This window comes from Accumulibacter sp. (assembly GCF_036625195.1).
Taxonomy (GTDB): domain Bacteria; phylum Pseudomonadota; class Gammaproteobacteria; order Burkholderiales; family Rhodocyclaceae; genus Accumulibacter.
On record NZ_JAZKUG010000001.1, the window covers coordinates 1,736,287 to 1,762,421 of the forward strand.

26 protein-coding genes and 1 pseudogene are annotated in these 26,135 nt (G+C 63.3%); 9 read left to right on the plus strand and 18 right to left on the minus strand.

The features are described 5' to 3' along the window. Positions 1–59: 59 nt before the first annotated feature. From V5B60_RS07465 to V5B60_RS07475, 3 genes are all read left to right on the plus strand, one after another. A complete protein-coding gene (locus tag V5B60_RS07465) occupies positions 60–1,097 on the plus strand; it encodes a sensor histidine kinase (protein ID WP_332346434.1) in 1,038 nt (345 codons plus the stop codon). Next, positions 1,094–1,882, plus strand: coding sequence for a LytR/AlgR family response regulator transcription factor (locus V5B60_RS07470; protein WP_332346435.1), 789 nt, complete (start codon positions 1,094–1,096; stop codon positions 1,880–1,882). Before V5B60_RS07465 ends, V5B60_RS07470 begins: the two co-directional genes overlap by 4 nt. A gap of 92 nt (positions 1,883–1,974) precedes the next feature. Beyond that, positions 1,975–2,649, plus strand: coding sequence for a c-type cytochrome (locus V5B60_RS07475; protein ID WP_332346436.1), 675 nt, complete (start codon positions 1,975–1,977; stop codon positions 2,647–2,649). A gap of 3 nt (positions 2,650–2,652) precedes the next feature. Here V5B60_RS07475 and V5B60_RS07480 read toward each other — a convergent pair whose 3' ends face one another. Continuing rightward, positions 2,653–3,291: a methyltransferase domain-containing protein gene (locus V5B60_RS07480; RefSeq protein ID WP_332346437.1), complete on the minus strand. Its 639-nt coding sequence runs from the start codon at positions 3,289–3,291 to the stop codon at positions 2,653–2,655. 110 nt (positions 3,292–3,401) lie between these two features. Between V5B60_RS07480 and hemC the strand changes: the two genes are divergently transcribed. Both hemC and V5B60_RS07490 read left to right on the plus strand, forming a co-directional pair. After that, entirely contained in the window at positions 3,402–4,343 is a 942-nt protein-coding gene (gene hemC / locus V5B60_RS07485; RefSeq protein ID WP_332346438.1) for a hydroxymethylbilane synthase, read from the plus strand. Then, a complete protein-coding gene (locus tag V5B60_RS07490) occupies positions 4,343–5,119 on the plus strand; it encodes a uroporphyrinogen-III synthase (RefSeq protein WP_332346439.1) in 777 nt (258 codons plus the stop codon). The genes hemC and V5B60_RS07490 overlap by 1 nt, the downstream gene beginning before the upstream one ends. Positions 5,120–5,200: 81 nt before the next feature. Here the strand turns inward: V5B60_RS07490 and hemF are convergent, their stop codons facing one another. The 11 genes from hemF to V5B60_RS07545 form a co-directional block, all read right to left on the minus strand. Then, positions 5,201–6,118 carry an oxygen-dependent coproporphyrinogen oxidase gene (gene hemF / locus V5B60_RS07495; protein WP_332350465.1) on the minus strand — a complete coding sequence of 306 codons (918 nt, stop codon included), beginning with the start codon at positions 6,116–6,118 and terminating at the stop codon, positions 5,201–5,203. Positions 6,119–6,170: 52 nt separating this feature from the next. Beyond that, positions 6,171–7,451 carry a phosphoribosylamine--glycine ligase gene (purD, locus tag V5B60_RS07500; RefSeq protein WP_332346440.1) on the minus strand — a complete coding sequence of 427 codons (1,281 nt, stop codon included), beginning with the start codon at positions 7,449–7,451 and terminating at the stop codon, positions 6,171–6,173. Positions 7,452–7,534: 83 nt separating this feature from the next. Next, a complete protein-coding gene (gene purH / locus V5B60_RS07505; protein WP_332346441.1) occupies positions 7,535–9,100 on the minus strand; it encodes a bifunctional phosphoribosylaminoimidazolecarboxamide formyltransferase/IMP cyclohydrolase in 1,566 nt (521 codons plus the stop codon). 59 nt (positions 9,101–9,159) lie between these two features. Further along, positions 9,160–9,411 (minus strand): helix-turn-helix domain-containing protein, encoded by a 252-nt coding sequence (locus V5B60_RS07510; RefSeq protein WP_332346442.1) that lies wholly within the window; start codon positions 9,409–9,411, stop codon positions 9,160–9,162. Continuing rightward, entirely contained in the window at positions 9,408–10,451 is a 1,044-nt protein-coding gene (gene dusB, locus V5B60_RS07515; protein WP_332346443.1) for a tRNA dihydrouridine synthase DusB, read from the minus strand. Before dusB ends, V5B60_RS07510 begins: the two co-directional genes overlap by 4 nt. Before the next feature lie 464 nt (positions 10,452–10,915). Continuing rightward, the gene (locus tag V5B60_RS07520; protein ID WP_332346444.1) at positions 10,916–11,299 is read right to left on the minus strand and encodes a hypothetical protein; all 384 of its coding nucleotides are present in this window, start codon (positions 11,297–11,299) and stop codon (positions 10,916–10,918) included. 10 nt (positions 11,300–11,309) lie between these two features. Continuing rightward, a complete protein-coding gene (locus V5B60_RS07525) occupies positions 11,310–11,948 on the minus strand; it encodes an alpha/beta hydrolase (protein WP_332346445.1) in 639 nt (212 codons plus the stop codon). A 104-nt stretch (positions 11,949–12,052) separates the two neighbouring features. Continuing rightward, on the minus strand, positions 12,053–13,120 hold the full coding sequence (locus V5B60_RS07530; RefSeq protein ID WP_332346446.1) for an alpha/beta hydrolase family protein: 1,068 nt from the start codon (positions 13,118–13,120) through the stop codon (positions 12,053–12,055). A 269-nt stretch (positions 13,121–13,389) separates the two neighbouring features. Further along, positions 13,390–13,698, minus strand: coding sequence for a (2Fe-2S) ferredoxin domain-containing protein (locus tag V5B60_RS07535; RefSeq protein ID WP_332346447.1), 309 nt, complete (start codon positions 13,696–13,698; stop codon positions 13,390–13,392). A gap of 141 nt (positions 13,699–13,839) precedes the next feature. After that, positions 13,840–15,019, minus strand: a protein-coding gene (locus tag V5B60_RS07540; RefSeq protein WP_332346448.1) for an IS3 family transposase whose coding sequence is annotated in 2 segments (ribosomal slippage) — positions 13,840–14,136 and positions 14,138–15,019 — 1,179 coding nt in all. Because the reading frame shifts where the segments join, the coding sequence is not laid out codon by codon here. Positions 15,020–15,046: 27 nt separating this feature from the next. Then, positions 15,047–15,229 carry a hypothetical protein gene (locus V5B60_RS07545; protein ID WP_332346449.1) on the minus strand — a complete coding sequence of 61 codons (183 nt, stop codon included), beginning with the start codon at positions 15,227–15,229 and terminating at the stop codon, positions 15,047–15,049. 386 nt (positions 15,230–15,615) lie between these two features. Between V5B60_RS07545 and V5B60_RS07550 the strand changes: the two genes are divergently transcribed. The 3 genes from V5B60_RS07550 (at position 15,616) to V5B60_RS07560 (ending at position 19,739) form a co-directional block, all read left to right on the plus strand. Further along, on the plus strand, positions 15,616–17,037 hold the full coding sequence (locus V5B60_RS07550; protein ID WP_332346450.1) for a PAS domain S-box protein: 1,422 nt from the start codon (positions 15,616–15,618) through the stop codon (positions 17,035–17,037). A gap of 105 nt (positions 17,038–17,142) precedes the next feature. Further along, positions 17,143–18,132 (plus strand): IS630 family transposase, encoded by a 990-nt coding sequence (locus V5B60_RS07555; RefSeq protein WP_332350382.1) that lies wholly within the window; start codon positions 17,143–17,145, stop codon positions 18,130–18,132. Next, complete coding sequence (locus V5B60_RS07560; RefSeq protein WP_332346451.1) at positions 18,129–19,739, plus strand: response regulator; 1,611 nt, start codon at positions 18,129–18,131, stop codon at positions 19,737–19,739. The genes V5B60_RS07555 and V5B60_RS07560 overlap by 4 nt, the downstream gene beginning before the upstream one ends. 31 nt (positions 19,740–19,770) lie before the next feature. On the opposite strand, the gene V5B60_RS07565 is transcribed toward V5B60_RS07560, so the two are convergent. The 5 genes and pseudogenes from V5B60_RS07565 to istA all read right to left on the minus strand — a co-directional run bounded on the left by V5B60_RS07565 (position 19,771) and on the right by istA (position 24,162). After that, positions 19,771–20,013 carry a hypothetical protein gene (locus V5B60_RS07565; protein WP_332346452.1) on the minus strand — a complete coding sequence of 81 codons (243 nt, stop codon included), beginning with the start codon at positions 20,011–20,013 and terminating at the stop codon, positions 19,771–19,773. Next, positions 20,010–20,411, minus strand: a pseudogene (locus V5B60_RS07570) (ATP-binding protein); the annotation flags it as partial. The pseudogene V5B60_RS07570 and the gene V5B60_RS07565, both read right to left, overlap by 4 nt. 58 nt (positions 20,412–20,469) lie before the next feature. Continuing rightward, positions 20,470–22,149, minus strand: a complete 1,680-nt coding sequence (locus tag V5B60_RS07575) for an IS1634 family transposase (RefSeq protein WP_332346453.1) — start codon at positions 22,147–22,149, stop codon at positions 20,470–20,472. 59 nt (positions 22,150–22,208) lie between these two features. Next, positions 22,209–22,676, minus strand: a complete 468-nt coding sequence (locus tag V5B60_RS07580; RefSeq protein ID WP_332346454.1) for an ATP-binding protein — start codon at positions 22,674–22,676, stop codon at positions 22,209–22,211. After that, entirely contained in the window at positions 22,663–24,162 is a 1,500-nt protein-coding gene (istA, locus tag V5B60_RS07585) for an IS21 family transposase (RefSeq protein ID WP_332346455.1), read from the minus strand. Before istA ends, V5B60_RS07580 begins: the two co-directional genes overlap by 14 nt. A gap of 208 nt (positions 24,163–24,370) precedes the next feature. On the opposite strand from istA, the gene V5B60_RS07590 reads away from it, so the two are divergent. After that, complete coding sequence (locus V5B60_RS07590; RefSeq protein WP_332346456.1) at positions 24,371–24,622, plus strand: hypothetical protein; 252 nt, start codon at positions 24,371–24,373, stop codon at positions 24,620–24,622. A 599-nt stretch (positions 24,623–25,221) separates the two neighbouring features. Here the strand turns inward: V5B60_RS07590 and V5B60_RS07595 are convergent. Further along, positions 25,222–25,950 (minus strand): UPF0149 family protein, encoded by a 729-nt coding sequence (locus tag V5B60_RS07595; protein ID WP_332346457.1) that lies wholly within the window; start codon positions 25,948–25,950, stop codon positions 25,222–25,224. Positions 25,951–26,135: the final 185 nt, after the last annotated feature.

Sequence of the window (26,135 nt, forward strand, 5' to 3'; positions counted from 1 at the left end):
GCAACAGGTTCCTGGGCTAAAATCATTCGTAGAACCTTGAACAGGCGCCACTGCAACTGATGGCAAGTATAAAGCAAAACGCCCAGAGCCGGCTGCTGCCCGATTTCCGCAATGCTGGAGTCATTTTGCGCATCCTGCTTGGGGTCAATCTGCTGGCCTTGCTCGCCGCCTTGGTGCGCAGCGACGGGCTGCTTGCCTGCCTGCAGGACTACTTCACGATGGCCGCTTGGCTGCAGCCCCTGCTGCTTTTCAACCTCGCCGCCCTGGCACTGCTCGGTAGCCGGCTGCACGGTCTCCCGCCATGGAGCGCCCGCGTGTTGGTCGTCGTCCTGGCTGCGACGTCGGCGGCCATGCTCTCGCTGCTGTGGTCTCTCCTCACCTTCGATGAATGGGGTTGGCAGGGGCTGGTACGGGCCGCTCTGCTTGCGGGAACGGCGGCGGCGTGCATGCTCTCCTACTTGGCATTGCGCGCCAGCGCCTTGTCGCCAGCCCTGATCGAGGCCCGCCTGCAATCGCTGACTGCTCGCATCCGGCCGCATTTCCTGTTCAACAGTCTCACTGCGGTGATCTCATTGATCCGCCTCGACCCGCGCCGTGCCGAAAGCGCGCTCGAAGAACTTGCCGACCTGTTCCGTGCGCTTCTGCGCGACCCGCGCCAACTGGTGCCGATCGGTGATGAACTGGCCTTGTGCCGGCAGTATCTGGATCTGGAGAAGCTGCGCCTGGGCGAGCGCCTGCGGGTCGAGTGGAGCATCGATGATCTGCCTGCCGATCTCCTGGTGCCGCCGCTGCTGCTGCAACCGTTGCTCGAGAACGCCGTCTATCACGGGATCGAGCCAGTTGCCAACGGTGGCACGATCCGCGTTGCCCTGCTGCGGCGTGCCGACGAACTGCGCATCGACCTGGCCAATCCGACGATCGTGTCGCATGCCGAGCATGCACGTGGCAACCACATGGCTCTCGACAACATCGAAGAGCGGCTGGCACTGTACTACGATCTCGAGGCCCGGCTCGACACAGGCGAGGTGCGGCTTGCTGACGGGAGCCACGAGTATCGCGTACACATCGTCCTGCCCTGCGGCGGCCGCTGGCGGTGAACGCGGTCGTCTCCCCACCCGCGTCCCCGATCGCGGTGCTGATCGTCGACGACGAAGCGCCGGCCCGGGCGCGCTTGCGCGACGTACTTGCCGATATCGCGACCGAACTGCCGAACGAAGTGGTCGCCGAGGCCGAGAACGGCCTCGTCGCACTTGGCATGATCGCTGCCCACAAGGTGGATGTCGCGCTGGTCGATATCCGCATGCCGACTATGGACGGGATTGAATTCGCACGCCATCTGTCGCAGTTGGAGAAGCCGCCAGCGGTGATCTTCGTCACCGCCTACGATGCCTACGCGGTGCAGGCCTTCGAGCTCAGTGCCCTTGACTATCTCCTCAAGCCAGTGCGGTTCACACGCCTGCTCGCCGCATTGCGCAAACTGCCGCAGCAGCCTTCGCTGAGCAAGGCGCAGCTGGCGCGGCTGCCCCAGGCGGCGCGCAGCCATCTTTCCTGTCATGAACGTGGTCGCCTGTTGCTGATCCCAGTGGCGGCGATCATCTACCTGAAGGCCGACCTCAAGTACGTGACGGTCCGTACCCGTGAGCGTGAGTTTCTGGTGGACGAGTCGCTGACCCATCTCGAGGAGGAATACCGCGATCTGTTCGTCCGGCTGCACCGCAGCGTGTTGGTCGCCCGCGACGCGATCATCGGTTTCGCACGCAGCGGCGCCGATGATGCCGACACGCAATGGCAGGCGATGCTGCGCGACGTTGCGGAGCGACTGCCGGTCAGTCGCCGACAGTGGCCGTTGGTCAAGTCTCTGGTCCGCCGCAGCGGCGTCTGATGGGGCAGGTCGGGGCCTGTGGTTCTTGACGATCATCAAGGCAACGGCGCGGGGGCTTCCTATAATCCCGCTTTCCTTCCGACGAGAATTCGATGATCTGCTTCGAACTTTGGCCAAGACTTCTCGGCTGTGTGCTGGCGGGATGTGCCGCCCTGCCGGCTGCCGCGCTGGACCTCGAGCGGGCCAAGGAGATCTACGGGCCGTGCGCGGCCTGTCATGGCGAGTTCGGCGCCGGCGGCAAGAAGGGCGAGTATCCGCGCATCGCCGGGCAACTACCGAAATACCTCGAGCAGCAATTGAAGGCGTTCCAGAGCCAGCGGCGAGTCAACCTGCCGATGTATCCCTACACCAAGGAACGGGAGCTGCCGGACGAGGACATGAAGCTTGTCTCGGCCTACTTGGCCCAGATCGAACTGCCGACGAGGCCGCCCGTGTTCAAGGACAGCGATGGTGCGCTGACGCGCCTGCTGGCGATGGAAAAAGTGATGATCGTTCCGCGCACGGAAGGCAACATCGACCGGGGCAAGCTCGTCTATGACCAGCAGTGCGCCGTCTGTCACGGCAAGAGTGGCAAGGGCCGCGGCATGTTCCCGATGCTGGTCGGGCAGTACACCAGCTATTTGAAGAAGCAGATCGACGCCTACCTGAAGGCCGATCGTCCGCACGATGAAGACAGCGCCAGCGAGGGCGTGCTGTACCGCTTGCCGGCGCAGGACATTCAGGATGTCCTGGCTCACCTGACCGCGATCCAGGAGGTGCAACCCTGAGGCTCAAAGCCGCTGCCAGACCTGCCAGCGTTCGCGGCCGGCGAAGACCGGTAGCGAGTCGCTGACCGCGCGGTCTTCACGGCGGGCGAATGCCGGCGACAGCAGCGCGGCCAGTTGCTCCGGCAGAATGCCGAATGGCGGGCCCCGCAGTTCCGCCGCCAAGAAGAAGTAGCCGGCCAGCAGTCCGCCGGCGGGCAGCAACTCGGCCACCCGGCGTCCGTACTGCGGCCACAGGTGACGCGGCAGTGCACAAAGGAAGGCGCGTTCGTAGATGAGGTCGAAAGGCTCTGCCGGGACGAAGGAAAAGAAGTCGGCTGCAAGCAGCACACCGCGCCAGGACTTGCCGACGGTCTCGCGAGCCAGTTCGATGGCGGCGGTCGAAAAGTCCAGCGCCGTCACCTGCCAGCCCTGCTGGTCGAGATAGGCCGCATCCAGGCCGCTGCCGCAGCCAGGAACGAGAACCCTTGGCGTCTGTCTCCCCGCCGTCGCTGCGGCAGGGTCGATCGCAGGTGTGCCGGCGCCGACAAAGCGCCGCAACTCGAGTGGCGCGGTACCGGTTTCCCATGGCGTGACGCCGCTGCGGAAACGATGGTCCCAGAAGTCGGCGAGTTCCGGCCGCTGGCAGGCTGGCTTTTCGGACAAGTCTGTGCGCTCCTTGCTAGAATCACTGCCGTCGGCATGACATCGGGGCATCGATGCCGACCTCGCCTGCCGGACGTCCGGCCAATGCTCCCTGCCGGAATCTTGCCGTGATGAGTGGTCCCTCAGTCCCGCCGCGTATCGTCATCGCCTCACGTGAATCGCGCCTCGCGATGTGGCAGGCGGAACACATTCGTGCCCGCCTCGGCGGATTATATCCAGAGACGACGGTCGACATCCTCGGCATGAGCACTCGTGGTGACCAGATCCTCGATCGACCGCTGGCTGCGATCGGCGGCAAGGGCCTGTTCATCAAGGAACTCGAGGTCGCCATGCAGGATGGCAGCGCGGATCTCGCGGTTCACTCGCTGAAGGACGTGCCGATGGAGATGCCTGACGGCTTCGTGCTGGCGGCGATTTCCGCGCGAGAGAACCCCTGCGACGCCTTTGTCTCCAATCTATTTTCCGTCATCGATGAGCTGCCGGCGGGAGCCGTGGTCGGGACTTCGAGCCTGCGTCGGGCGGCCATCCTGCGCGCCTGCCATCCGCGACTGGTGATTCGGAGTCTACGCGGCAACCTCGATACGCGCCTGCGCAAGCTCGATTCTGGCGAGTACGATGCGATCATCCTGGCGGCTGCTGGCCTGATCCGCCTTGGTCTGCCGCAGCGGATCCGGTCGCTGCTGACGCCCGAGCAATCGCTTCCCGCTCCTGGACAGGGAGTCCTGGGCATCGAGGTGTGCAGCTCGCGCACCGATATCGCGGCGCTGGTCGCGCCGCTCGACGATCCCGTGACTGCGGATTGCGTGCGTGCCGAACGCGCCTTTTCGCGCGCGCTGGGCGGCAGTTGTCAGGTACCTCTGGCGGCCCATGCCTTGCCCGAGGGTGATGACCTCTGGTTGCGGGGGTGGGTCGCGACGCCCGACGGCGGACAGATGGTCCGTGGCGAACTGCGCGGCCATCTGAGCGATGCCGAGTCGATCGGTCGCTCGCTGGCGCAGATGCTGCGTCAGCAGGGGGCTGAGCCAATCCTGCAGCAGCTCGCCGCCGGCTGATGCCGCAGCTGTTGCGCGGTCGGACGATCGTCGTTACGCGCCCGCGAGCGCAGGCGTCGCAGCTCGCTGCGTGGATCGGCGAGCAGGGCGGCGAGGCGCTGGTCTTTCCGCTTCTCGAGATCTCTGCCGTTGCCAACCCGGCGCCCCTGCAGGAGGCGATCGATCGTCTCGACAGCTACGCGCTGGCAATCTTCATCAGCCCGAATGCCGTCGACCACAGCCTGCCGGCCATCCTCGCCCGGCGCCCATGGCCGACGGCGCTGCGGCCGGTGGCGATCGGCCCGGGCACCGTGAACGCGCTGGCTGCATACGGCGTCGGCGACGTGTTGCTGCCCCCTGATCGTTTCGATTCCGAGGCGCTGCTCAGCGTTCCCGACTTGCAGGCCGCCGCCGTCAGCCAGCGGCGGGTGCTGATCCTGCGCGGCAACGGTGGGCGCGAATTGCTGGCCGATACCCTGCGCGAACGTGGTGCCCAAGTGGATGCGGTCGCCTGCTACGAGCGTCGCGCACCAGCGGACGCGTCATCTCTGCGGGCGCTGTGGCACGATGGCCGGCTCGACGCGATCATCATTTCCTCGAGCGAAGGTTTGCGCAACCTCGTCGGACTGCTCGACGAGGAGGCTCTTGCCTGTCTGCGCAGCACGGCCGTGTTCGTGCCTCATCAGCGAATCGCCGAGTGCGCGCGCGCGTTGGGGCTGCAGCGGGTGTTCCAGAGTGCGCCCACTGATGCCGGGATCATGGCGGCAGTCAGCGCTCACGATTGGCCGCGGGCGTGAACGACACGCTCCAGTCCGCGGTATCACGGCCGTTGGCCTCGCCCCGCCGCCGACGAGCGGTGATCTTCCGTTGGCCGGGGTCTACAGCCAATCGCGCGGCGGCAGCATGTCGTAGAGGACGGCCTCCGCGCTTCCCGGCTCGGGCCGCCAGTCGTAACGCCACTTGACCGTCGGTGGCAGCGACATCAGGATCGACTCGGTGCGGCCGCCCGATTGCAGGCCGAAAAGGGTGCCACGGTCCCAGACCAGGTTGAACTCGACGTAGCGTCCGCGCCGGTAGGCTTGGAAGTCCCGTTCCCGCTCGCCGTAGGGGGTCGCCTGGCGTTTGTCGACGAGCGGCAGGTAGGCGATCGGAAACGCATCCCCGACCGCTCGGGTCAGCGCGAAGCAGCGCTCGAAGCCACCTTCGCAGAGGTCGTCGAAGAAAACGCCGCCGACGCCGCGCGGCTCGTTGCGATGCTTGAGAAAGAAGTACTCGTCACACCACTTCTTGTAGCGCGCGTGGCAATCGTCGCCGAAGGGCTGCAGGGCGTCGCGGCAGGCGCGGTGGAAATGGCGCACGTCTTCGGCGAACGGGTAGTAGGGCGTCAGGTCCATGCCGCCGCCGAACCACCAGACCGGCTCGGCGTCACCGTCCGTCGCGAGCAGCACCCGCACGTTCATGTGTGCGGTCGGGCAGAAGGGATTCGCCGGGTGCAGCACCAGCGAAACGCCCATCGCCGCGAACGCCCGCCCGGCGAGCTCGGGTCTCCTGGCGGTTGCCGAAGCCGGCAGCGTGGCGCCGCTGACCTCCGAGAAGGCAATCCCGCCACGTTCGAAGATGCGCCCTCCTTCGATGATGCTGGTGCAGCCGTTGCCGGTCAGCGGTCCGCCAGCCTCCCTCTGCCATCGATCGGCGCGAAAGCGCTCGCCGTGACGGCCCTCGATCGCTTCGGCAGCCGTGACGAGGCGAGTCTGCAGGCTGGTGAAATAGTCTCTGAGACGTTCGGCGTCGATCATCGCCGCACGGTCGTCCGGAATGTCGGCCGCTTTCCTGACGGGAGTCTGCCGGTCATCGGCCGGCTGCCCGGTGGCCGATGTCGTGGCGGTACTGCATGCCATCGAAGTGGATGCCGGTGATCAGGTCATAGGCACGTTTCTGTGCCTGCCGGACGTTGTCCGCCAGTGTCGTCACGCAGAGCACACGGCCACCGGCGGTGACGATCCGGCCGTCGATCTCGCTCGTGCCCGCATGGAAGACGTGGCTGTCGTTGGTGCTGGCCGGCAGGCCGCTGACCGGGTCGCCCGTGCGTGGGGCGGCGGGATAGTTGGCTGCGGCGAGGACGACGCCGAGGGCGACCCGCCGGTCCCAACTCGCCTCGACGAGGTTGAGGCGGCCGGAGACGGCATGCTCGAGCAGGTTGTGAAGGTCACTACGCAGACGCATCATGATCGGCTGCGTCTCCGGATCACCGAGGCGGCAGTTGAACTCCACCGTCTTCACCGAGCCATCGCGGCCGATCATCAGTCCGGCGTAGAGAAAACCGGTGTAGGGCATGCCTTCGGCTGCCATGCCGCGGACCGTCGGCAGGATGATCTCGCGCATCGCCCGTGCGTGCACCTCGGGCGTCACGACCGGTGCCGGCGAGTAGGCGCCCATGCCACCTGTGTTGGGGCCCGTATCGCCGTCACCGATCCGCTTGTGGTCCTGGCTCGACGCCAGTGGCAGCACGTTCCTGCCGTCGACCATGACGATGAAACTGGCTTCCTCGCCGTCGAGGAACTCTTCGATGACGACCCTTGCTCCAGGGTCACCCGAAGTCGTACCGCTTTCGCTCGCGGGCAGCATCCGGTCGATCGCGGCGTGTGCCACGGCGAGGCTACCGGCGACGACCACCCCTTTGCCGGCGGCGAGGCCGTCCGCTTTGATGACGATCGGCGCGCCCTGTTGCTCGACGTAGGCGTGCGCTGGGGCGCGTTCGGTGAAGCTGACGAAGCGGGCGGTTGGAATGTGGTGCCTGAGCATGAAGCGCTTGGCAAAATCCTTCGAACTCTCGAGCTGAGCGGCCTCTCGCGTCGGGCCAAAGATCCTCAGGCCGCGGGCGCGAAAGAGATTGACGATACCGGCGGCCAGAGGTGCTTCCGGGCCGACGACGGTCAGCCGGACGTTCTCCCGTTGAGCGAAGTCCGCCAGCTCTTCAGCGCCGCTCAGCGGCACGTTTTCCAGTTCATGCTCGCGCGCCGTACCGGCGTTGCCCGGGGCAACGAAAACTTTCTGCAGTCCGGGCGTTTTCGCGAGTCGCCAAGCCAGGGCGTGTTCGCGGCCGCCGGAGCCGATCACAAGCAGTTTCATCTGAGCCTCTCTTCCCTGTCGACGGTTGCGTCTGGGTACCCTCTGTTCCCGCGCACCTTGCCTCCTGCTTGTCAGCGGGCCTCCTAGTGCCGGAAATGCCGTGCGCCGGTGAAGACCATTGCCAGACCATGTTCGTCGGCCGCCGCAATCACCTCCTCGTCGCGCAGCGAGCCGCCGGGCTGGATGACCGCTTTGGCGCCGGCGGCAGCGAGCACGTCGACCCCGTCGCGGAAGGGGAAGAAGGCGTCGGAAGCGACGCATGAGCCGGCCAGGTCGAGGCCGGCATTCTGCGCCTTGCTGGCCGCGATGCGCGTCGAGTCGACGCGGCTCATCTGGCCGGCACCGACGCCGAGGGTCATGCCGTGGCCGCAGAAGACGATCGCATTGGACTTGACGAACTTGGCGACACGATAGGCGAAGAGGAGATCATCGACCTGCGCCGCAGTTGGGGCCACCCTGCTGACCACCTTGAGGTCCGCTTCCTGAACGTTGAAGCGGTCGGGTGTCTGCAGCAACAGCCCGCCGCCGACACGCTTCATCTCCCAAGTATGATGGACACGTGCCAGGGGCAGTTCAAGCACGCGCAGGTTCTGCTTGCTCGCCAGCAGGGCCCGTGCGGCGGCGGTGAATGCCGGCGCGAGGAGGACCTCGACGAAATGCTTGCGGGCGTTCATCGCTTCCACCACGTTGGCGTCCACTGGGCCGTTGAAGGCGATGATGCCACCGAAAGCGGACGTCGAATCCGTCTGGAAAGCCTTTTCGTATGCCGTGACGAGCGATGCATCAATGGCAACGCCGCATGGATTGGCGTGCTTGATGATGACGCACGCCGGCGTATCGAATGTCTTGACACACTCCCATGCGGCGTCGGCGTCGGCAATGTTGTTGTAGGACAGTTCCTTGCCCTGCAACTGGCGATAGCCGGCGATCGCCCCGGCGACGGGGGCGGGGTCGCGGTAGAACGCTGCCTGTTGATGCGGGTTCTCGCCGTAGCGAAGCGCCTCGACCCGGTCGAAGGCGACTTGCAGGTGGCTCGGGAAAGCCTGCGGCTGCCCGGCTGTGTCGAGCGAAGTCAGCCAGTTGGCGATCGCCGAATCGTAGCGTGCCGTGTGTACGAAAGCCTTGCTGGCGAGAGCGAAGCGGGTTTCGAGGCTGAGTGCACCGTCGTTGGCCGCCATCTCGCCGAGCAGTTTCGGATAGTCTTCGGGGTCGGTGACCACCGCCACGCCACCATAGTTCTTGGCCGCGGAGCGGAGCATCGCCGGGCCGCCGATATCGATGTTCTCGATGGCCTCGTCAAGGGTCACCCCGGCCTTGGCGATGGTTTCGCGGAACGGGTAGAGATTGACACAGACCAGGTCGATCGTCGGCATGCCGTACCGTTCGAGTGTCGCCATGTGCTCGGGAAGGTCGCGGCGAGCGAGGATGCCGGCGTGTACCTTCGGGTGCAGCGTCTTGACCCGGCCGTCCAGCATTTCCGGGAAACCGGTGTAGTCACCCACTTCGCTGACCGGCAGGCCAGCGTCGCGCAGCATGCTGGCGGTGCCACCCGTCGACAGCAGCCTGACGCCCTGGGCGACGAGTCCTCGGGCGAACTCAAGGGCGCCGTTCTTGTTCGAAAGACTGAGGAGGGCTTGACGGATCTTCATGGCAGTAGGGTCAACAGGGTGAAAGGAATTCTTGAGGACGCCTGGCGTCGCGCAGCGACTCAGGTGATCAGTCGGTGGTGGAGCAGCTTTTTGCGCAAGGTGTTGCGATTGATGCCGAGGATCTCGGCCGCCAGCGTCTGGTTGCCTCCGGCTTGCAGCAGAACGACCTCGAGCATCGGGCGCTCGACGCTGCGGATTACCATGTCGTAAACCGGCGCCGGTTGCTCGCCGCCGAGCGTATGAAAGTAGTTTTCCAGCGCCTTGCGGACGCAGGTCGCGATGGCGTCGTCGTCATGATGTACATGCTTCATGCGGCAAGTTCCTCGCAAGGGATGTCGCCGGTTGCCACCGCCGGCGGAGTGGCAGGCAGGCGTTCGTTGGTGTCGGCGAGCGCCAGGAAGAATTCGTTCACCGCCTGTCGCTGCTGCTCGATGCTCGGCAACTGGTTCATGTGGTGACGAAAGAAGGCGGAGCCGGGCAGCCCGCGGGTGTACCAGGAAATATGCTTGCGGGCGATACCGACGCCGGCGTGGTGGCCATAGAAGACGTAGACATCGTCCAGGTGTCCGAGCAGGACCTCGCGAATCTCGCTGACCCGCGGGGGCAACATGTGGCTGCCCGTATGCAGGAAGTGCTCGATCTCACGAAACAGCCAGGGCCGTCCTTGCGCTGCACGACCGATCATCACCGCGTCGGCGCCGGTGCTGGCGAGCACAGCGCGAGCCTTTTCCGGCGAGTCGACGTCTCCGTTGGCGATCACCGGGATGCGCGCCGCCGCCTTGACCTGCCTGATCGTTTCGTACTCCGCCTCACCACTGTAGCCGCAGGCGCGCGTCCGGCCGTGCATGGCCAGCGCCCGCACACCCGACTCCTCGGCGATCTTCAGGATGCGCAGCGCGTTGCGGTTCTCGCGGTCCCAGCCGGTACGGATCTTCAGCGTCACCGGTGTCCCCGAGACTGCTCTCACCACTGCCTCGAGAATCCGCGCTACCAGCGGTTCGTCCCGCAGCAGCGCTGAACCCGCCATCACGTTGCAGATCTTCTTCGCCGGGCAGCCCATGTTGATGTCGATGATCTGCGCCCCGCGGTCGACGTTGTAGCGCGCCGCATCGGCCATCATCAGCGGATTGGCGCCGGCGATCTGGACCGAGACCGGTGCCACTTCGCCGTCGTGGTCGGCGCGGCGGCGGGTCTTCGCACTACCGTAGAGCAGCGAATTCGACGTCACCATCTCGGACACCGCCAGACCGGCACCCATGCGCTTGCACAGTTGGCGGAAAGGGCGGTCCGTCACCCCAGCCATTGGCGCGACGAAGAGCTGGTTGCGTAGCGAAAAGCCGAGGAACTGCATGGTGAGCGGGTCGGGGGCGTGCGTCGGGAGAGCAGGATTCTAACCCGATTCTGCCCCTCGAACGGGCTGTTCGTCGGCACTTCGCCCCCTGCGGTGGCAACCTGCCGGCGCGTGGCATGCTGGCGTCGACAGGGTTTCCTGGCCGCCGATCGTGCACGTCCCGGCTTCAGCTATCCGCACTTCTACGGATCGGGGCCAGGCCGAGCCCGTTTCAAGCGAAACCTGAGGGTGGCCCAGCGACAACCAGCGTAGGCATCCTGGCGTTCTTTGTACTCTTCGGAGGCCGGTATTCGCTGGTCGTCGACACTGATCCGCTGTGCCAGCTGGGCCGGAAACAACTCATCGTCGGTCTTGCTGATCAGGGCATCCGGCGACAGACCGGAGGTGGCTCCGCCATCCCTGATTGGCGAACAGCGTGCGGCCGTCCGCTTCCTTGGTGTAGGCGAGGCCAGGAAAGTGATGCATCATGCAGAGTCTTCAGCGCTCTTCACGGTCCGGCACTCCCGGCCAGGTGCGATGCCTTGGTGGCCATGTCCTCCGGGCGCTCGCCAACCACTTTTCCCGAGAGCCGGCTCGAGGCGGAGTTCTGCAGCAGGTCGCGGCGAGTGGCGTTGGTGGGGGGAGAGATCGAAGGGGATGCTTTCGCTGGCGGTCCCCAGTAGTGGCTCGCTCTCACGCAGCGCCTCGGCGACAAGGCGGCGCTGCTGGGCCTCCCGAATCACCTGCGTGACACGGTCACAGGTGTGCAGAATGATCTGCAGGCGTGCCACCATCTCCTCGTCGTAACTCCCCTCGCGTTTGGCGATACCGACGATGCCGGGGAGTTCGCTGTCACGAAACCGCGGCACGCCCGCGCCCTCAGTGGCGCCAGGCGCGACTGACTATCTCACGGATGACGTGCAGGCGGCGGTGGAAGAAGTGGTCTGCGCCAGGAATGACGACCACCGGCAGCTCAAGGGGTTTTGCCCATTCGATGACGTTGCTCAGGGGGACGGTGGCGTCCTCGGAGCCGTGGATGACGATGGTGTCTGCCGGCACGGCCTTGGTTTGGTAGCGACGGGCCCCTTCGACGAAACCGGAGGCGGTACCCACCAGCACCAGTCGTTGCGCCGGACGCCCCAACTCGAGCAAGACCTCGGCAACCCGTGTCTGGACGTAGGCACCGAAGGAGAATCCTGCCAGCGCCACCGGCAGGTTGCCGTAGCGGACCTTGGCTTCCGCCAGGACGGCGAGCAGATCTTCCGTCTCGCCGCGACCATCGTCATGCTGGCCCTCACTGAGGCCGACGCCGCGGAAGTTCGGCCGCAAAGCGACGTAGTCGAGATGGTTGAAGGTGCGCGCCAGTGTCTGCACCACCTTGTTCGTGTTGCCGCCTCCGAACAACGGGTGCGGGTGGGCAACGAGCGCAATGCCGCGTGGTGCCCCAGGGTTTTCGACCGTGATCTCGATCTTGCCGACGGGTCCGTCGACGAGCAGGTGTTCGGTAGGGACCTTCATTTCTCAACGTCCTTTCTCTGTCCGCGTCGCGTTCGGCTCGCTGTATCGCTGGTGCCTCCGGTGTGCCTTCTCGCCTCCTGCATCGGGTCGCATCCGGACCGGGTTCATGGCTCGCGCAATGGATCGGCTGCTACTGGTCGCGAGGTGTCTGCCAGCTGCCAGACCACCTCTTCATCGACCGCGTACAGGGCGCAAGAGTGGCGAGCTGCGCGCTCGCAGTTGTCGAGCGCTGCTGCCAGCGGGTCGGTACCGCCCTGCGCCCAGCCGACATTGCCGGTGGTTGCGATGGCGAAGGCGCGTGGCAACGGCAGGGTGAGGAATCTTCGGTAAAGCTCACGCCGACGGTCGTCGAGATAAGGCAATGCGTCACTGTCGCTCAGGTCGGCGTAGCCCGTTCGCTTCGGCTTCGGCGTCGATCCGGGGCTGAAGCGATGTTCGGTCGGCAGTCCGATCTCGCGCAGAAAGCGTTCGCTATCCGGCCACCAGACCGCTACCCCTTGTGGGCTGCCAAACATCGTTCGCGTATCGCCAGCAGCGGAGGTCGCATGGCGGATCAGTTCGGCGCGCCCACCGGCATCACGATAGGCGCGCCACATGTCGCCGGGCAGCTGACTGTCCGAGGAAGTGTCGTCGTTCCCGTAGAACCAGAGCGATGGCACCGTACTGCTGCGGCCGAAGGCAGCAAAAGCCGCGACCAGAGCCTCTTGCCAGAGGCATCCGGCTGCGCTCGAGCGCAGGCCACCGGCAAGATTCAGGATCCCACGCAGGCCGGGGAAGCCCGTCGCAGCCACGGCCATCGCCGCGATGCCGCCTTCCGCCTCGCCAACGAGCAGTATCCGGTCGGGATCGACGTCCGGTCGCAGGCGCACCTCGCGCAGGAAGGCGACGATCGTTTCGGCCTCCAGCCGTGCGTGCTCTTCGATTTTGCAGTGGGGAGCAGCATGGCTGCCGCCGGACTTGGAAAAACCCGGGCGCATCGGGATCGCCACCAGATAGCCGCGCTGCAGGAATTCGCGACTGGCGACGAGATGGCGGGCACGCGGGTCGAAGCGAGGTTCACCGGCCGTTCTGCCGTGGTTGATGACGACCAGCGGGAAAGGACCGGTACCCGGCGGTACGAAGAAGGTCGTCTCGAGTTCGACGCTCGACGAGCCCACGGCCACAGGCAGCATTCGCACCTCTTCGTTCAGCGTTGCAGGCAACCGCGGCATCCCGTCCGCGGCCGTCGCCATGGCAATGCCCAACAGATACGTCAGCGCTGCCAGGAACAGGTGAACCAGCCAACGTCGCATCATTTCTCCCGGAAGAGGGCCGAGTTGCTCACCGTGGCGACCCGAATGGCCCGCACGGGCGGTGGTCCGGGTCATGGGCAGGCTCGCCGGCCACGCTGGCGGGTGTCGCAGCCGGTGCCACTGCGGGTTGAGCGGACTGGCTTGGGCATTCAGATGCGCAGGCGCTCGACCACCCGTCCGTGTACCAAGTGCTCCTGGATGATCTCCTCGATATCCTCCGTGTCGACGTAGCTGTACCAGACGCCTTCCGGGTAGACGACCAGGACCGGGCCGTTGTCGCAGCGATCGAGGCAGCCCGCCTTGTTGATGCGCACCTTGCCTGCGCCCTTGAGGTGCAGTTCGCCGATTCGGTCCTTGGCGTAGGTCTGCGCCGCTGTCGCGCCGGAGTCGTTGCAGCAGGTTTCTCCCTCGCCGCGCTGATTGCAGCAGAAAAATACATGATGCCGGAAATAGCTCATGAAAAGGGCCCCTCGGGTTGGGTTGCTGATGACGCCCGGATCTTAACGCAGATCAGCGCTGGCCACCCGGGGCGTCATCCGCGACCCAGCACTTCTTGATTTTGAGCTTCCCTCTGTTTTTCGTCTTCCCAAGAGTGGGTTTCATGCTATCAGTTCTTCCTGATGCTGCTGGCTGACCCAGTGTTCCAGGAACTGGATCGCCGACAGGTAAACGAGGGTCGAAGGCTGCCGCTTCCGGTTGTAGAACACCTCGATGTACTCGAAACGGGCGGCCTTGATGTCGGCATGGGTGGCGTACTGGGCGCCATGCACCCGCTCGTTCTTGAAGCTGTTGAACCAGTTTTCCATCGGGCCGTTGTCCCAGCAGTTGCCCTTCCGGCCCATCGGGCAGGTCATGCCGTATTCCTGGAGCTTGTCCTGGAAGGCGTGGCTGGCATACTTGGCTGCCCCGGTCGGAATGATGCAGCAGCCCCGGTGCCGGCCGCTTCCTGAACCAGGCCATGGTCAGCGCATCCGGGGCGATGTCCGCCGTCATGCGCGGCTTCAAGGACCAGCCTACGACCTCGCGGTTGAACAAGTCGAGAACGATGGCCAGGTAGAGCCAGCCTTCGTTCGTCCACAAATGCGTGATGTCCGACGCCCACGCTTGATTCGGCGCACTCGGCGTGAAGTTGCGATCCAGCAGGATTTCCGCCACTGGCAGGCCGTGTTTCGAGTCCGTTGTCACCTTGTAGGGCCACTTTTGGCGGGCACGAATGCCATGGTCTCGCATCAGGCGCTCCACCCGTTTCTTGTTGGCCGGGAAGCCGCGAGCCCGCCATTGCCGCACCATCCGCGGACTGCCGTGGGCGCCTTTGAGTTCCGCATGGATGGCACCGATCAGCGCCAGCATCTGGCTGTCGCTCAGCCGCCGACGGTCCTCGGTGCCGCCGCATTTCCAGGCCCGATAGCCGCTCAGCCTGACCTCCAGGGCCTCGCACATACCGGACAGCGCGAATGCCTTGCCTTGCGCATCGATCCCGGCGTACTTCACAGCGCATTCTTCGCGAGGTACGCCGCCGCCTTTTTTATGATTTCCAGCTCGCGCTTGGGCCGCGATGTTGTCGGCCCGTAGCCGCGAGAGTTCCATCTCTTCCGGCGTCACCGCTTTGCCGCCGGCGCCACTGAGCTTGCCCGTTGCCGCCGCCTTGACCCAGTTGCGCAAGGTCTGCTCAACCAACCCCAGTTCCTTCGCCACTCCCGCCAGCGCCTGCCCGTTCTTCACCCGCTTGATCGCCAGTTCCTTGAATTCCAGTGTATATCCCTGCTTCGGTATCTCCATTCTTCCGCCTTCCAAAGTAACGTCATCTTATGTCACCCTTGGAGGACGAAATTCCGCGGGAACCTCAATCCGCGCGCGCAGGGCGTCGAACGTAGCGACTTCCTCGTCGGAGAGGTCGCGGTTCGCGGAAACGGCGCGGTCGGTCAGCGCGCGGGCTTCCCTGACCAGGGTGGTCTTGTGCGCCTGAAGCTCGCGCAGTCGCCTGCTCATGTGTTTCTCCAAAAGCAAGAACCCACGCGAGGCAGGTTCGATGGGCACAAGAACGCCGCCGGGAGGCGGCGCGGTGGGGCGATGGCTAATGTTGCTGCGGGTTTCGGGTATTCGTGGTTAAATTGGCGCTATGCCGTGTGGCAACGAAGCATTGGAATGGGCTTCTCCGACCGTCTCGGTTCGGCCACAACCGGACGTACGGTGCCGCGCTTGAGCAGTCATTCGGGCGACCGAATCCCTCTGATAGCAGATATCTTCGCATTCTGCTATGAGGAACGAAACGCTGGGTATTCTTCAAAGGCAGGCACGTGCAAAGAATTCTTGATGGCGTAGGTTAATATTGCACAAGAACCGAGACCCACGATCGAGAGTAACCGCACACTTCCATGTCTGACAGAATACAGCCCAACGAAATGAATCGTCCTGTTTCGTTTGTACTCTTGAGAGATGCGTTAGCCCTTTTTGCGCTTTACATCCTATCCGCGCTCGGGGTTAAAGAGATATTCGGCACAAACGACGTCTTTGGTTTTTCATGGCTCGCATCGGGGCCGACCGTCTACCTTGTGGCTGTGCATGGTTACCGCATTCTCGGCGTCGCACTTATCGCAACAATCGTCGGCAATCTGATTTTCGGAACCCTTATTGAAACCGTTGTCTGGAACTCACTTGGCAGCGTAATCGTTCTGGGATTCGGTGGCTGGATATACAGGAACACCACCGATCGACGGTTGTTGTTTGTAGAGATCAGAGACTTTTTCAGGCTCTTCGGCGCCGCTTTGGGTATGGCTATCCTGGCCGCGACCATAGCCACTCTCCAATCAAAAGCCAATCTGCCTGTTCTCGAAGTCAATTCTTTTCTGCATCGAATTGCGGGATTTGCGTTCGGCTTTGTCATAACCATGACGCTTTTGCTGGTTGCTGTGAATTGGCGTGACCGCAAAGAGGAACTTGCCAACAGGATCTTGGATGGCACCCTGATCATTTGTCTGGCCGCCCTTTGTGGGCACGTACTGTTCTTGAATGGATTCCACGATTCTCTCGGTCAGATCGCCCGTGGTTACTGGATGTTCTTATTCGTCACGCTTGCCGGGTTGCGTCTGGGAACAGCAGGCACGACCATCGTGCTGCTGCTCACCGCGATCCAGGCGCTCATAGGCGCAATACTCGGCTTGGGGTTTTTTGCGGACGACATTGCCAAGACGGGACTGTCGAATTTTTACTTTTACATGATTAGCCTCGCATCCGACGGGTACCTGGTTGCGATTCTATTCACTGAAGGCGAGCAGCGTCACCAGCGTTTGGAGCTTGCCCGTCAGGACGTTGTTGCCGCTTCGGCAGGCCTGCGCCAGGAACGGGATTTTGCCGAGACGTTGATCCAGACCGCTCAAGCCATCGTCCTGGTTCTGGATGCCAAAGGTCGCATCCTTCGGATTAACCAGTACATGGAGGAGTTGACGCAATATACGCAGGATGAAGTCGCTGGTAAAGAATGGTTCAGCAGCTTTCTCCCCACTAGGGAAATATCGAAAACCCGAAATCTGTTTGGCAAATCAATTGGGGGAGTTGCCTCGAAAGGCAACGTAACGCCTATTCTGACCAAGGATGGACGAGAGATCGCGATTGAGTGGTATGACAGGGTTCTCAAGGATGGCGGCGGAAACGTGACTGGCCTTCTCGCACTGGGATTGGACATCACCGAGCGGAACCGGGCAGAAGAAGATCTGAAGAATCTGACGCAGCGACTTCTGCTGGCTACCGCATCCGCCAAGCTTGGCGTGTGGGACTGGAACGTCAGTACTAAGCAATAAATAAATTGCGTGCATTGAGTTCTGGCGCGCGGACGAGTTTCATGTATAATGCTCGCCATGAACTTTCATTCGATTCCCCCAAGGCCGGTTTTCACTTCTCGCCGCATGGAACAGCAATGGATACGCATGCAAAGCGTCAAAATGGTTCGGTCTGGTATGCCGGCGAGTGACGTGGCGCGCCATTTTGATGTCTCGGTGCGCGCGGTTTTCAAATGGGTGGCGGCATTTTACGACGGTGGTCAGAACGCGTTGCTTGCCCGAGAAGGCGCGGGTCGGCCGCCGAAGGTCAGCCCGGATCAGTTGCGCTGGATTGCCGATACGGTTCGCGACCGCACGCCCGACCAGTTGAAGTTTGACTTCGGGTTGTGGACCTTGCGCCTGATCGGCAGCCTGATCGAACGGCAGTTTCAGATGACGCTGAGCCTGCCGACCTTGGGCAAGGTCATGCGGCAACTCGGATTCACTGCCCAGCGCCCGCTGTACCGTGCCTATCAGCAGGATGCGGCGCTGGTGCAGCGCTGGCACACGGAGGAGTACCCCGCTCTCCAGGCACGTGCGAGGGCTCGTGGGGCGTTGATCATGTTCGCTGACGAGGCTGGGATGCGCTCGGACTACCACGCGGGCACGACTTGGGCGCCTCGCGGCCGGACGCCGGTGGTACGCACCACAGGCCAGCGCGTCTCCGTCCAGATGCTGTCGGCAGTTGGCACGGGCGGGCAACTTCAGTTCATGCTTCACGAGGGTCTGGTCAACGCCGCGGTGTTCCGTACCTTCCTCGAACAACTCATGCTCGGCGCGACGCAGCCCATTTTCCTGGTTGTCGATGGTCATTCGATTCACAAAGCGAAGCTGGTGAGCGAATACGTCGCGTCCACCAACGGCATGCTGGAACTGCACTTCCTGCCGCCTTACTCGCCGCAACTCAATCCGGACGAGCAAGTGTGGAAGAGCGTCAAGGAACGCGTGGCGAAACAGAAGCCGCTCGACAAAATCAGCCTGCGGCGTCTCATTGAGGGGGCGCTGGAGCACCTTCAAAATCTTCCAGAGATCGTGCGAGGGTTTTTTCGGCATCCGGATTGCGCTCGTACAATATGAACAGCAGACGTTTATTGCTTAGTAATAATACGATGCTGTGGGATGAACGGATGTATGAGCTATATGGGGTAAGCAAGGAGGCAACCCCCAGCACTATCGATGCCTGGCTGAACGGATTGCATCCTGATGACAAAGAGCAAGCGGTTGCGGATTGTCAGGCAGCCCTAAATGGCGAAAAGGAGTTTGACACGATTTTCCGCGTTTTACACCGGGATGGCACAGTCAAGTACATCAAAGCCAATGCCGTTGTAATTCATGGCGCCAATGACAAAGCGGAGCGTATGCTTGGCATCAATGCTGACATTACCGAGCAAGAACTGACAAAAGCGGAGTTGAATCAGCACAGAAGCCATCTGGAGAAACTTGTCGAGGAAAGAACAAGAGACTTGGCCCTTGCCAAGGAAGCCGCTGACGCGGCCAACATTGCCAAGAGTGCTTTCCTTGCCAACATGAGCCATGAGATCCGCACGCCGATGAACGGTATTGTTGGTATGGCGCATCTGCTGCGCCGCGAAGGCGTCACCTCGAAGCAGGCGGATCGCCTCAACAAGATCGACAACGCGGCCCAGCACCTGCTGAGCGTCATCGACAACATTCTCGACCTCTCCAAGATCGAGGCCGGCAAGTTCGTTCTGGAAGAAGCGCCCATAGTCATCGACAGCCTGTTGGGCCGGGTTAGCTCCATCCTGTCCGAACGTGCCCTGACCAAGAACATCCGCCTAGTGGCCCAGACCGAATCGGTGCCGCCGGATCTGGTCTTGGTGGGCGATCCAACCCGTCTACAGCAAGCGCTGCTCAACTACGCCGGCAACGCCATCAAGTTCACCGAAGCCGGCAGCGTAACCCTGCGCGTCGTCCTAAAGGAGCAGACGGACGAAGCAGTGGTGCTGCGTTTCGAAGTTCGGGATACGGGTATCGGCATTGCACCCGAAGCCATTCCTCGGCTGTTCAGCGCCTTCGAGCAGGCCGACAACTCGATGAACCGCAAGTACGGCGGGACCGGTCTTGGGCTGGCCATCAACCGGCGCCTCGCCGCACTCATGGGCGGTGAAGCTGGGGCCGAAAGCACGCCGGGAGTGGGCAGCACCTTCTGGTTTACCGCGAAGCTGAAAAAGGGAACGGAGCAACGGCAAGCAAAGCACCTCGAAAACAATGCAGATGCCGAAAGCCTGCTCAAGCATCACTGCTCCGGTCAGCGCATTCTGGTAGTCGATGACGAGCCGGTCAATCGGGAAGTCGCCCAATTACAGTTTGAAGCGGTCGGACTGGAAGTCGAGGTTGCTGAAGACGGCGCCAAGGCGATCGCGATGGCCCGGCGCAAGGACTATGCGGCGATTTTCATGGACATGCAGATGCCCGAGGTCAACGGACTTGAAGCGACCCGGGAGATACGCCGGCTTTCCGGCCATCGGGATACTCCCATTATCGCCATGACCGCGAACGCCTTCGCCGAAGACAAGGAAAGCTGCTTCAGGGCGGGAATGAGCGACTTCCTGGCCAAGCCCTTCGATCCTGTGTTAGTGGCTGCGAAGAACCGCGGATATCTGGCGCGCAAAGATGGCGAAGAATGGTTGACTGTTGAGGTCGACATAAAAAGGGGCCGCTGAGGCCCCTTGAAGTCTGAGCGACCGGCGATGTTCAGAATGGGGGTTCGTCAGGCCAGTCGTCGGCTGTGCTGTGGTTACCGGGAAGTGTTTCGCCCGGACCGGTGCGTTCATCTCGCAGCAGATCGAGGAGCGCGAGGTCGTAGTGGGCCCAGATGCGGTCACGCAGATCTTCGAGCAGTTCGACGACGGCCAGCGCCTGCTCCGGGGTCCAGTCGGCACAGATCAGGAAATCGAGCCCAGCGCCCAGTCCGGAAGGCAGGTGATAAGGCTTCATGCGGCAGCCCCGACGGTGGATCGACGTTTCTGGGTGCGCTGCTCCGTCCGTTCCTGCGCCTCCTTGCGCCGATAGGATTCCCCCTTGATGGCGACGATCTCGGCGTGATGAACGAGACGATCGATCAGGGCGACGGTACAGGCCGCATTGGGGAAGACCTCCGACCACTCGGAGAACGAACGGTTGGTCGTGATCAGCGTGCTGCGGCACTCGTGGCGCCGGTTGACCAGCTCGAAGAGCAGATCGGCGTGGCGGTTCGAATACGACAGATAGCCGACCTCGTCGATCACCAGCAGCGCCGGCGCCGCATAATGACGCAGTCGCCGGCGCAGAGCCGAATCGCTGTCGATCGCTGCCAGGTCGCCGAGGAGCTGACCGGCGGTGGTGAACACCCGAGTTCGACAAAAATACGGCTAAGTGATTGTTTGTGCGCAATTCACCGGTTCGGAATTGGCACTACAGACGTCTAGCGGAGGGCTCGGGCAGGGCGACGGTGTCGAACAGCTCCTTCTGTTGGGGGGTGATGGCGGACAGGCCGGAGGCTGACTGGCGTTGATGCAGCGTGACCTGGTGGTACTGGATGTGGCGGGCGATCTCCAGAGCGCGCTCCGGGGAGAGGGGGCTGGCCTTCGCCTTGAGGCGCAGGCGCAGCACCCGATAGAGCAGCAATGCCAGGAAGCAGATCAAGGCGTGCGCCCGGATGCGATCCGGCAGGCGGTGGAAGACCGGCGCGATTTCGATCTCGGACTTCAGAACACGGAATCCTCGTTCGATGTCCGCCAGCGCCTTGTAGCGCGCCACGATCTCGGCCGGGGGAGAATCCGGAACGTTGGAAACGAGGATCAGCTTGCCATCCATGAGCCGCGCGCGCCTCAGCGCCCGTTCGTCGATCTCGTAGGTGAACACCTCGGAGGCGAGATTGACCTTGATGATGTGCGCCAGATGCGCGTCAGCGACCGCCTTGTAGAAACGGGCGATCGTGCCGGCGTCTGACAGCTTCTTGCCCGGGTGTTTCTGGCCGGCCTCCTGGCCATCGAGTTTCTCCGCCCACTGCGCGGCATCCCTCTCCAGCGCCGCAATGCGCTCATCGCGTACGCGACCCTGCTCGCTGGCCCTATCGGGGCGATGGGCAACGATCAGACGAAACCCCTCCCACTTCAGCTCACCAAAGACCTCTGCCGTCGCCGGCCGGCAACTCTTCTCGTGGAACGGGGTGAGCAGGCGGTCAAAATCCCCGTAGCGCCGCGCCGGGACGGCCAGAATGAACTCCAACGGCTGATCGCCGACGCGCAGCGCCCGGATGGCTTCGAGATTGTCGAGACTCAGCAGACCCCGATCGGCGACCAGTACCACGCGTTTGATCGGATAGCGTGCCAACACTTTCTCGATCGTCGGCACCAGCGTCGTCGTCTCGCCGGTATTGCCGGCAAAGACCTCATGATGGATCGGCAAGCCGTCCGCCGTCTGCACCACCCCGAGCATCACCTGGCGTACCGTCCCACCCTCCTTGGCATGGCCAAAGTGCCGCAGGTCCTCGGACTCATCGGTGCATCCTTCGGCACGGATCGTCGTCAGGTCGTAGAAGACGATCGCCAACTCCTGATCGATCAACGGCCGCAGGAGAGCTGCCAGAGCGTCGTCAACCCGGTCGGCACCCTCCGCCAGAGTATCCATCGTGCGCAGCAGGTGCTGGTGGGTGACCGAATCGGCGCTGACCTCGGGAACACGGGTGCCCTCCAGCCAGCGCAGGATCCCCAGCTTGGACTCCGGATCACACAGCCGGTTGAACACCATCACCCGCAGCAGACCTTCGGCGTCGAACTGGTGGCGATTGCGCAGCAGCCGGCGAAAGGCGTCGGCGAAGCCCAACTCTTTCCACAGGGCGGTCAGCAGCCAGGTGTCGCCGACCGACAGCGCCGGTGCAAAGGCGACCTCGCCGGTCCCTTCCTCGAGGGAGGGCTTGCCCGCCGCCCGCAGCAGACCGTTGAGCAACGAGTCGGTCTCGCCGGATCGCACCGCTTCGATGCGCCCCAAGGTGGCGATGACCCGCTGGCGAGGTACCCCGGAGGGGTCTCGGTAGGCCTCGAGGAGCTTGACGTACTGGCGCGGGCCGGACGTGGTGATCTTCACGAACATGTCGCTACTGTATCCTCATACAGACATGATCGCAATAGTCTTTTACGCCAGACGTGTCACTACACGAAATTTCCAGCTGCGCGCCAACCCCTTGTTTTTATTGGGGCCGAAGCCCCGTCTATGCGTATGGCACGCGAAAAGTGTCGAACTCGGGTGAACAGCACCGTATGCCCGGACAGGACGGCCCGGTGTGCGATGTTACGGGCGATCGTCGACTTGCCCAGCCCACTCGCCCCGACCAGAATGGCATTGCTCGCGCTCTTCAGGAACTCCAGGCTCATCAACTCGCTGATCGCTGTCCGATCGCACTGCTCCGGCCAGTCCCAATCGAAATCCGCGAGCGGCTTGAAGCGACCGATGTGCGCCTCGGCGAGACGGCGCTCCAGACTGCGCCGGGCCCGTTCGGTCTCCTCCCAAGTCAGCAAGGGCTCGACCCAAGCGCACTCGGCCAGCTCCGACCAATGCGCCAGCAAGCCGTGCAGATGCAAGGCTTCCGCCCGTTTGCGCAAGGCCTCACTCGGGATCATCGGTCGCCCCCGTCAGCCGGTCGTAGGGTTCCAGCCGATGCGGCCGGACCGGCGTATCGCGGCGCTGCAGGTGCTCGGGCAAGGGGATCTCGACCGGTGGCGGCCGGTCGGTCGCTTCGCGCCGGCGCTCCAGCGCCAGGCGCACCGCATTCAGGTGCGGCACCTGACGGGCCAAGGCCTCCTCGATGCCCGCCCGCAACTCGCTTGCACCGTAGCGATCGAGCAGACGCAACAGCGCCGCCGTGATCGTTCCCAGATTCGCCCCCCGGCCGGCCGCCTGGACGAGCAACTCCCGGCTTTCCGGTACCGCCCGCGTCAGCCGGTCGGTCCCCCGGTGCAGACTCGCTTGGTGCTTCTGTTCGACCAGCGTCGCGATATGGGCGGGATCCTCGATGCACTGCCCCCGGTCATAACTGCGCCGGTGCGTCGCCAGTAGCGTCGGCCCATCGACGATGCGCACTCGCAGCGGGTCGGCGACCACCGTCAGCGTCTGCTGCACCTGCTCCGGCGGCACCGAATAGTCATTCAGGTCGAAGCGCACATAGGGCGTCTTGCCGACCTTCACCGCCACCTGCTCATCGGTCGGATACGCATGCTCCGGCAGCGCCAGCAGATGGGCGGCTTCCAGCGCGAAGGCTTCGCGCACGCTCAGCGAAGGGTCCTCGGGGCAACGCCGGTCCGCCGCCTCTCCCGAACACCAAGCTTCCGCCCGTGCATTGAGGTCCGCCAGATCCAGGAAGCTGCGACCGGCGAAGAAGGCTTCGCGAACATAGCGAATGGCCCTTTCCACGCGCCCCTTCTCATTGCCCCGCGCGATCGCCACCGGGCGAGGCTCGTAGCGATAATGACCGGCGAACTGCAGTAGGGTGGGATTGAAACGGATCGCCTGCCCTTGTCGCTCGAGGACGGCGCTCTTGAGGTTGTCGTACAGCAGCACTCTCGGCAGACCCCTCCAGGCGTCAAACGCTCCGACATGGCCGCGCAGGAAGTTCTCCATGCGCGCATCGAGAAAGAAGCGCAGATAGATCATGCGCGACCACGCCAGCACCATCACGAAAGCCAGCAGTGCCCGGCGAGCGCGGCCGATTTCCAGGTGGCCGAAGTGCCCCCAATCGACCTGTGCCTGTTCGCCGGGCAGCGTCGAGAGCCGCAGGTAGGCTTCCGCCTTCGGTCGCGGACGATGCAAGGCGACCAGATGACGAAAGTGATCGGGACCGCCGGAGTAGCCGCGTTCCTTGACCATGACGTACAGCCGCCTGGCCGTCAGGGTCGGAAACTGCGCCAGGGTCGCGTGGATCAAGGGCAGGTAGGGGTCGATGCGGGAAGGCCGCGGCGCGATGCCGGTGCGTGGCAGACCCGCCTGCGTCAGGACACGCCGGACGGTGCCATGATGGACGCCCAGCTGGCTGGCGATGGTGCCGATGCGCCAGCGCTCGGCATGGTAGTAGCGCAGAATCTGCGCTTGCGTATCAGTGGAAATGCTCAACTCGGGTTCCTCTTCGATCAGGTGAGATAGCGGATGGAACCCGGCAGCTGCCCAGGAAGCCCTGCCTGAGCCAGCCCGAACAGCGCATCCCGCAGAAATGGCAGCGCACCGTCCGGGAAGGGGCGGTCGAACCGACTGCCGCCGGTTCCGGGCCCACTGCCGAGTTCGCCGGCAGTAAATCATCTGGTGCCGGTGGCATAGAACCCTGATGCGTCACATTCTGCTGACGCAGCCGGTAACGGCGGTTGCTTTCGGCATGCTTGAGGCGGCCATTCCGGCTCTTCTGGTAACGGCGGCCGGCTGCCTGGAGGGAAGCGCGGCGGGCCGCCTCGGCGCAGCCAGCAGCACAGTAGATCTGGCCCCGGTCGCAGCGGCTGCAGACGACGACCTGGGTGCGGCAGCAATGGCACAGGAAGAGTCGGCCGGTGGCTTCCATTGGCGGTTCCCGTCACGCCAATGAGCTATCGACAGGAAGACGCCGCTCGTGAAATACTCTCCCTGCACCCGTGCCCAGCACGGTGTGGGGCACGACATCGGCGTGGACTTTGCGGGTTTGGCCGGTGTCGTGCCCGTTCTCCTTGGCGGGTCCTTTTTACCGCATCGCGAGCGGGCTTATCATCCCCGCCTGCAACCCTTGGCCGCATCCGCGGCAGGTTTCCCCGATGGCCGCCGCGCGGCAGGAGGGCGCGTCTCCAGTCGCCCTTCGGGCTCCTTCCGACGCGCCCTCCTGCCGCACCATCGGTCGCCCAGCCGCCCCGAAACCCCAATCCGTCTCGACCATGGACCATCCCTCCCCGGTCACATCCTCGACCGCTCGCAGCCAGTTATCGGCGCTTCTTGACCACCATTGACAATCCTGATACCTTGTTTGCAGCACTGCTTCGAGCATTGATTCGGAACGAAGGCAGTAGTAAGTCTGAACGTCAGGAATAATGGGAAACCTGACCCATGTTGTCCGCTGCCTGAGGTTCTGCTGGTGGCGCGAAGAGATACCACGCCCTGGGCGGTAGCTCTCCCTGGGTCGTGGCCAACGGGTGCAGGGTGTTCCGTTCATGCACCTCAATGCAACGCTGCCGGAGAATCGCCCGCTCCGCAGCACTTCTTGAATTTCTTGCCACTGCCGCAAGGGCAGTGATCGTTGCGGCCGATCTTCGGCCCACCACGAACTACCGGTGAGACATCCTTCTGTTCGCCAAGGCGAAACTCGCCCCGGACGATTCCTTTAGGCTGGCTGCCACGATTGTCTTTCCAGTAGGCTTGAATTCTCACGATTGATGGCACGATTTCGTTCATCCATTTTTCGCCATCGCCGAGTTCCCTGGTCATCGCGATGCCATCGTCGGTGCCCAAACGCAGGAAAGGGGTAAACCAGGTTGGTTGCGCAACCCCCAACAGGCTCCAGGCCTCGTCGGCGAACTGAAAGCCAAGGATGAAGCCCTCACACCACTCTGCTGCACCCCATTGGCCACCACGCCAGAAAACAGGTTCGCACGAGGCCGGATGATCCAGGAATGTGTGGACGACGCTGTTGTAGTTCCGTACGACGAGCGAGATGACTCGATTGGCATGCTCCTTACTGTCAAACTTGGGCTTGGTCTCGCCTTCCTCCAGATCCCACACCCACGGCAGCCATTCCGACAGAAGAACAGGGCGCGGCCCGATGACGACGGCGGTCATGAAGCCTTCCAGAGTGGAAACATCCATCGCCCTTTCTTCGAAAGACTCATCGGAAAGAAAGTTGTCGAGTTCGTCGAGTTCTTCATCATCAAGCGGTTGATTCAGATCCATCACTGTTGCCATTTTCCTCAATAATACTGGCGGATGTAGCCGTATGCCTTCTCGAACAGAGAGGTGGCCCCGCTTGTTTGGACAGGAAATGCTCGAGGATAAGTGGTCAGTGGAGCCCTGCCGGCTGTGGTCTGGTTGACCGGTGATACGATTGGTTTTGACCTTCTGGAATTTTGTCCGAACCG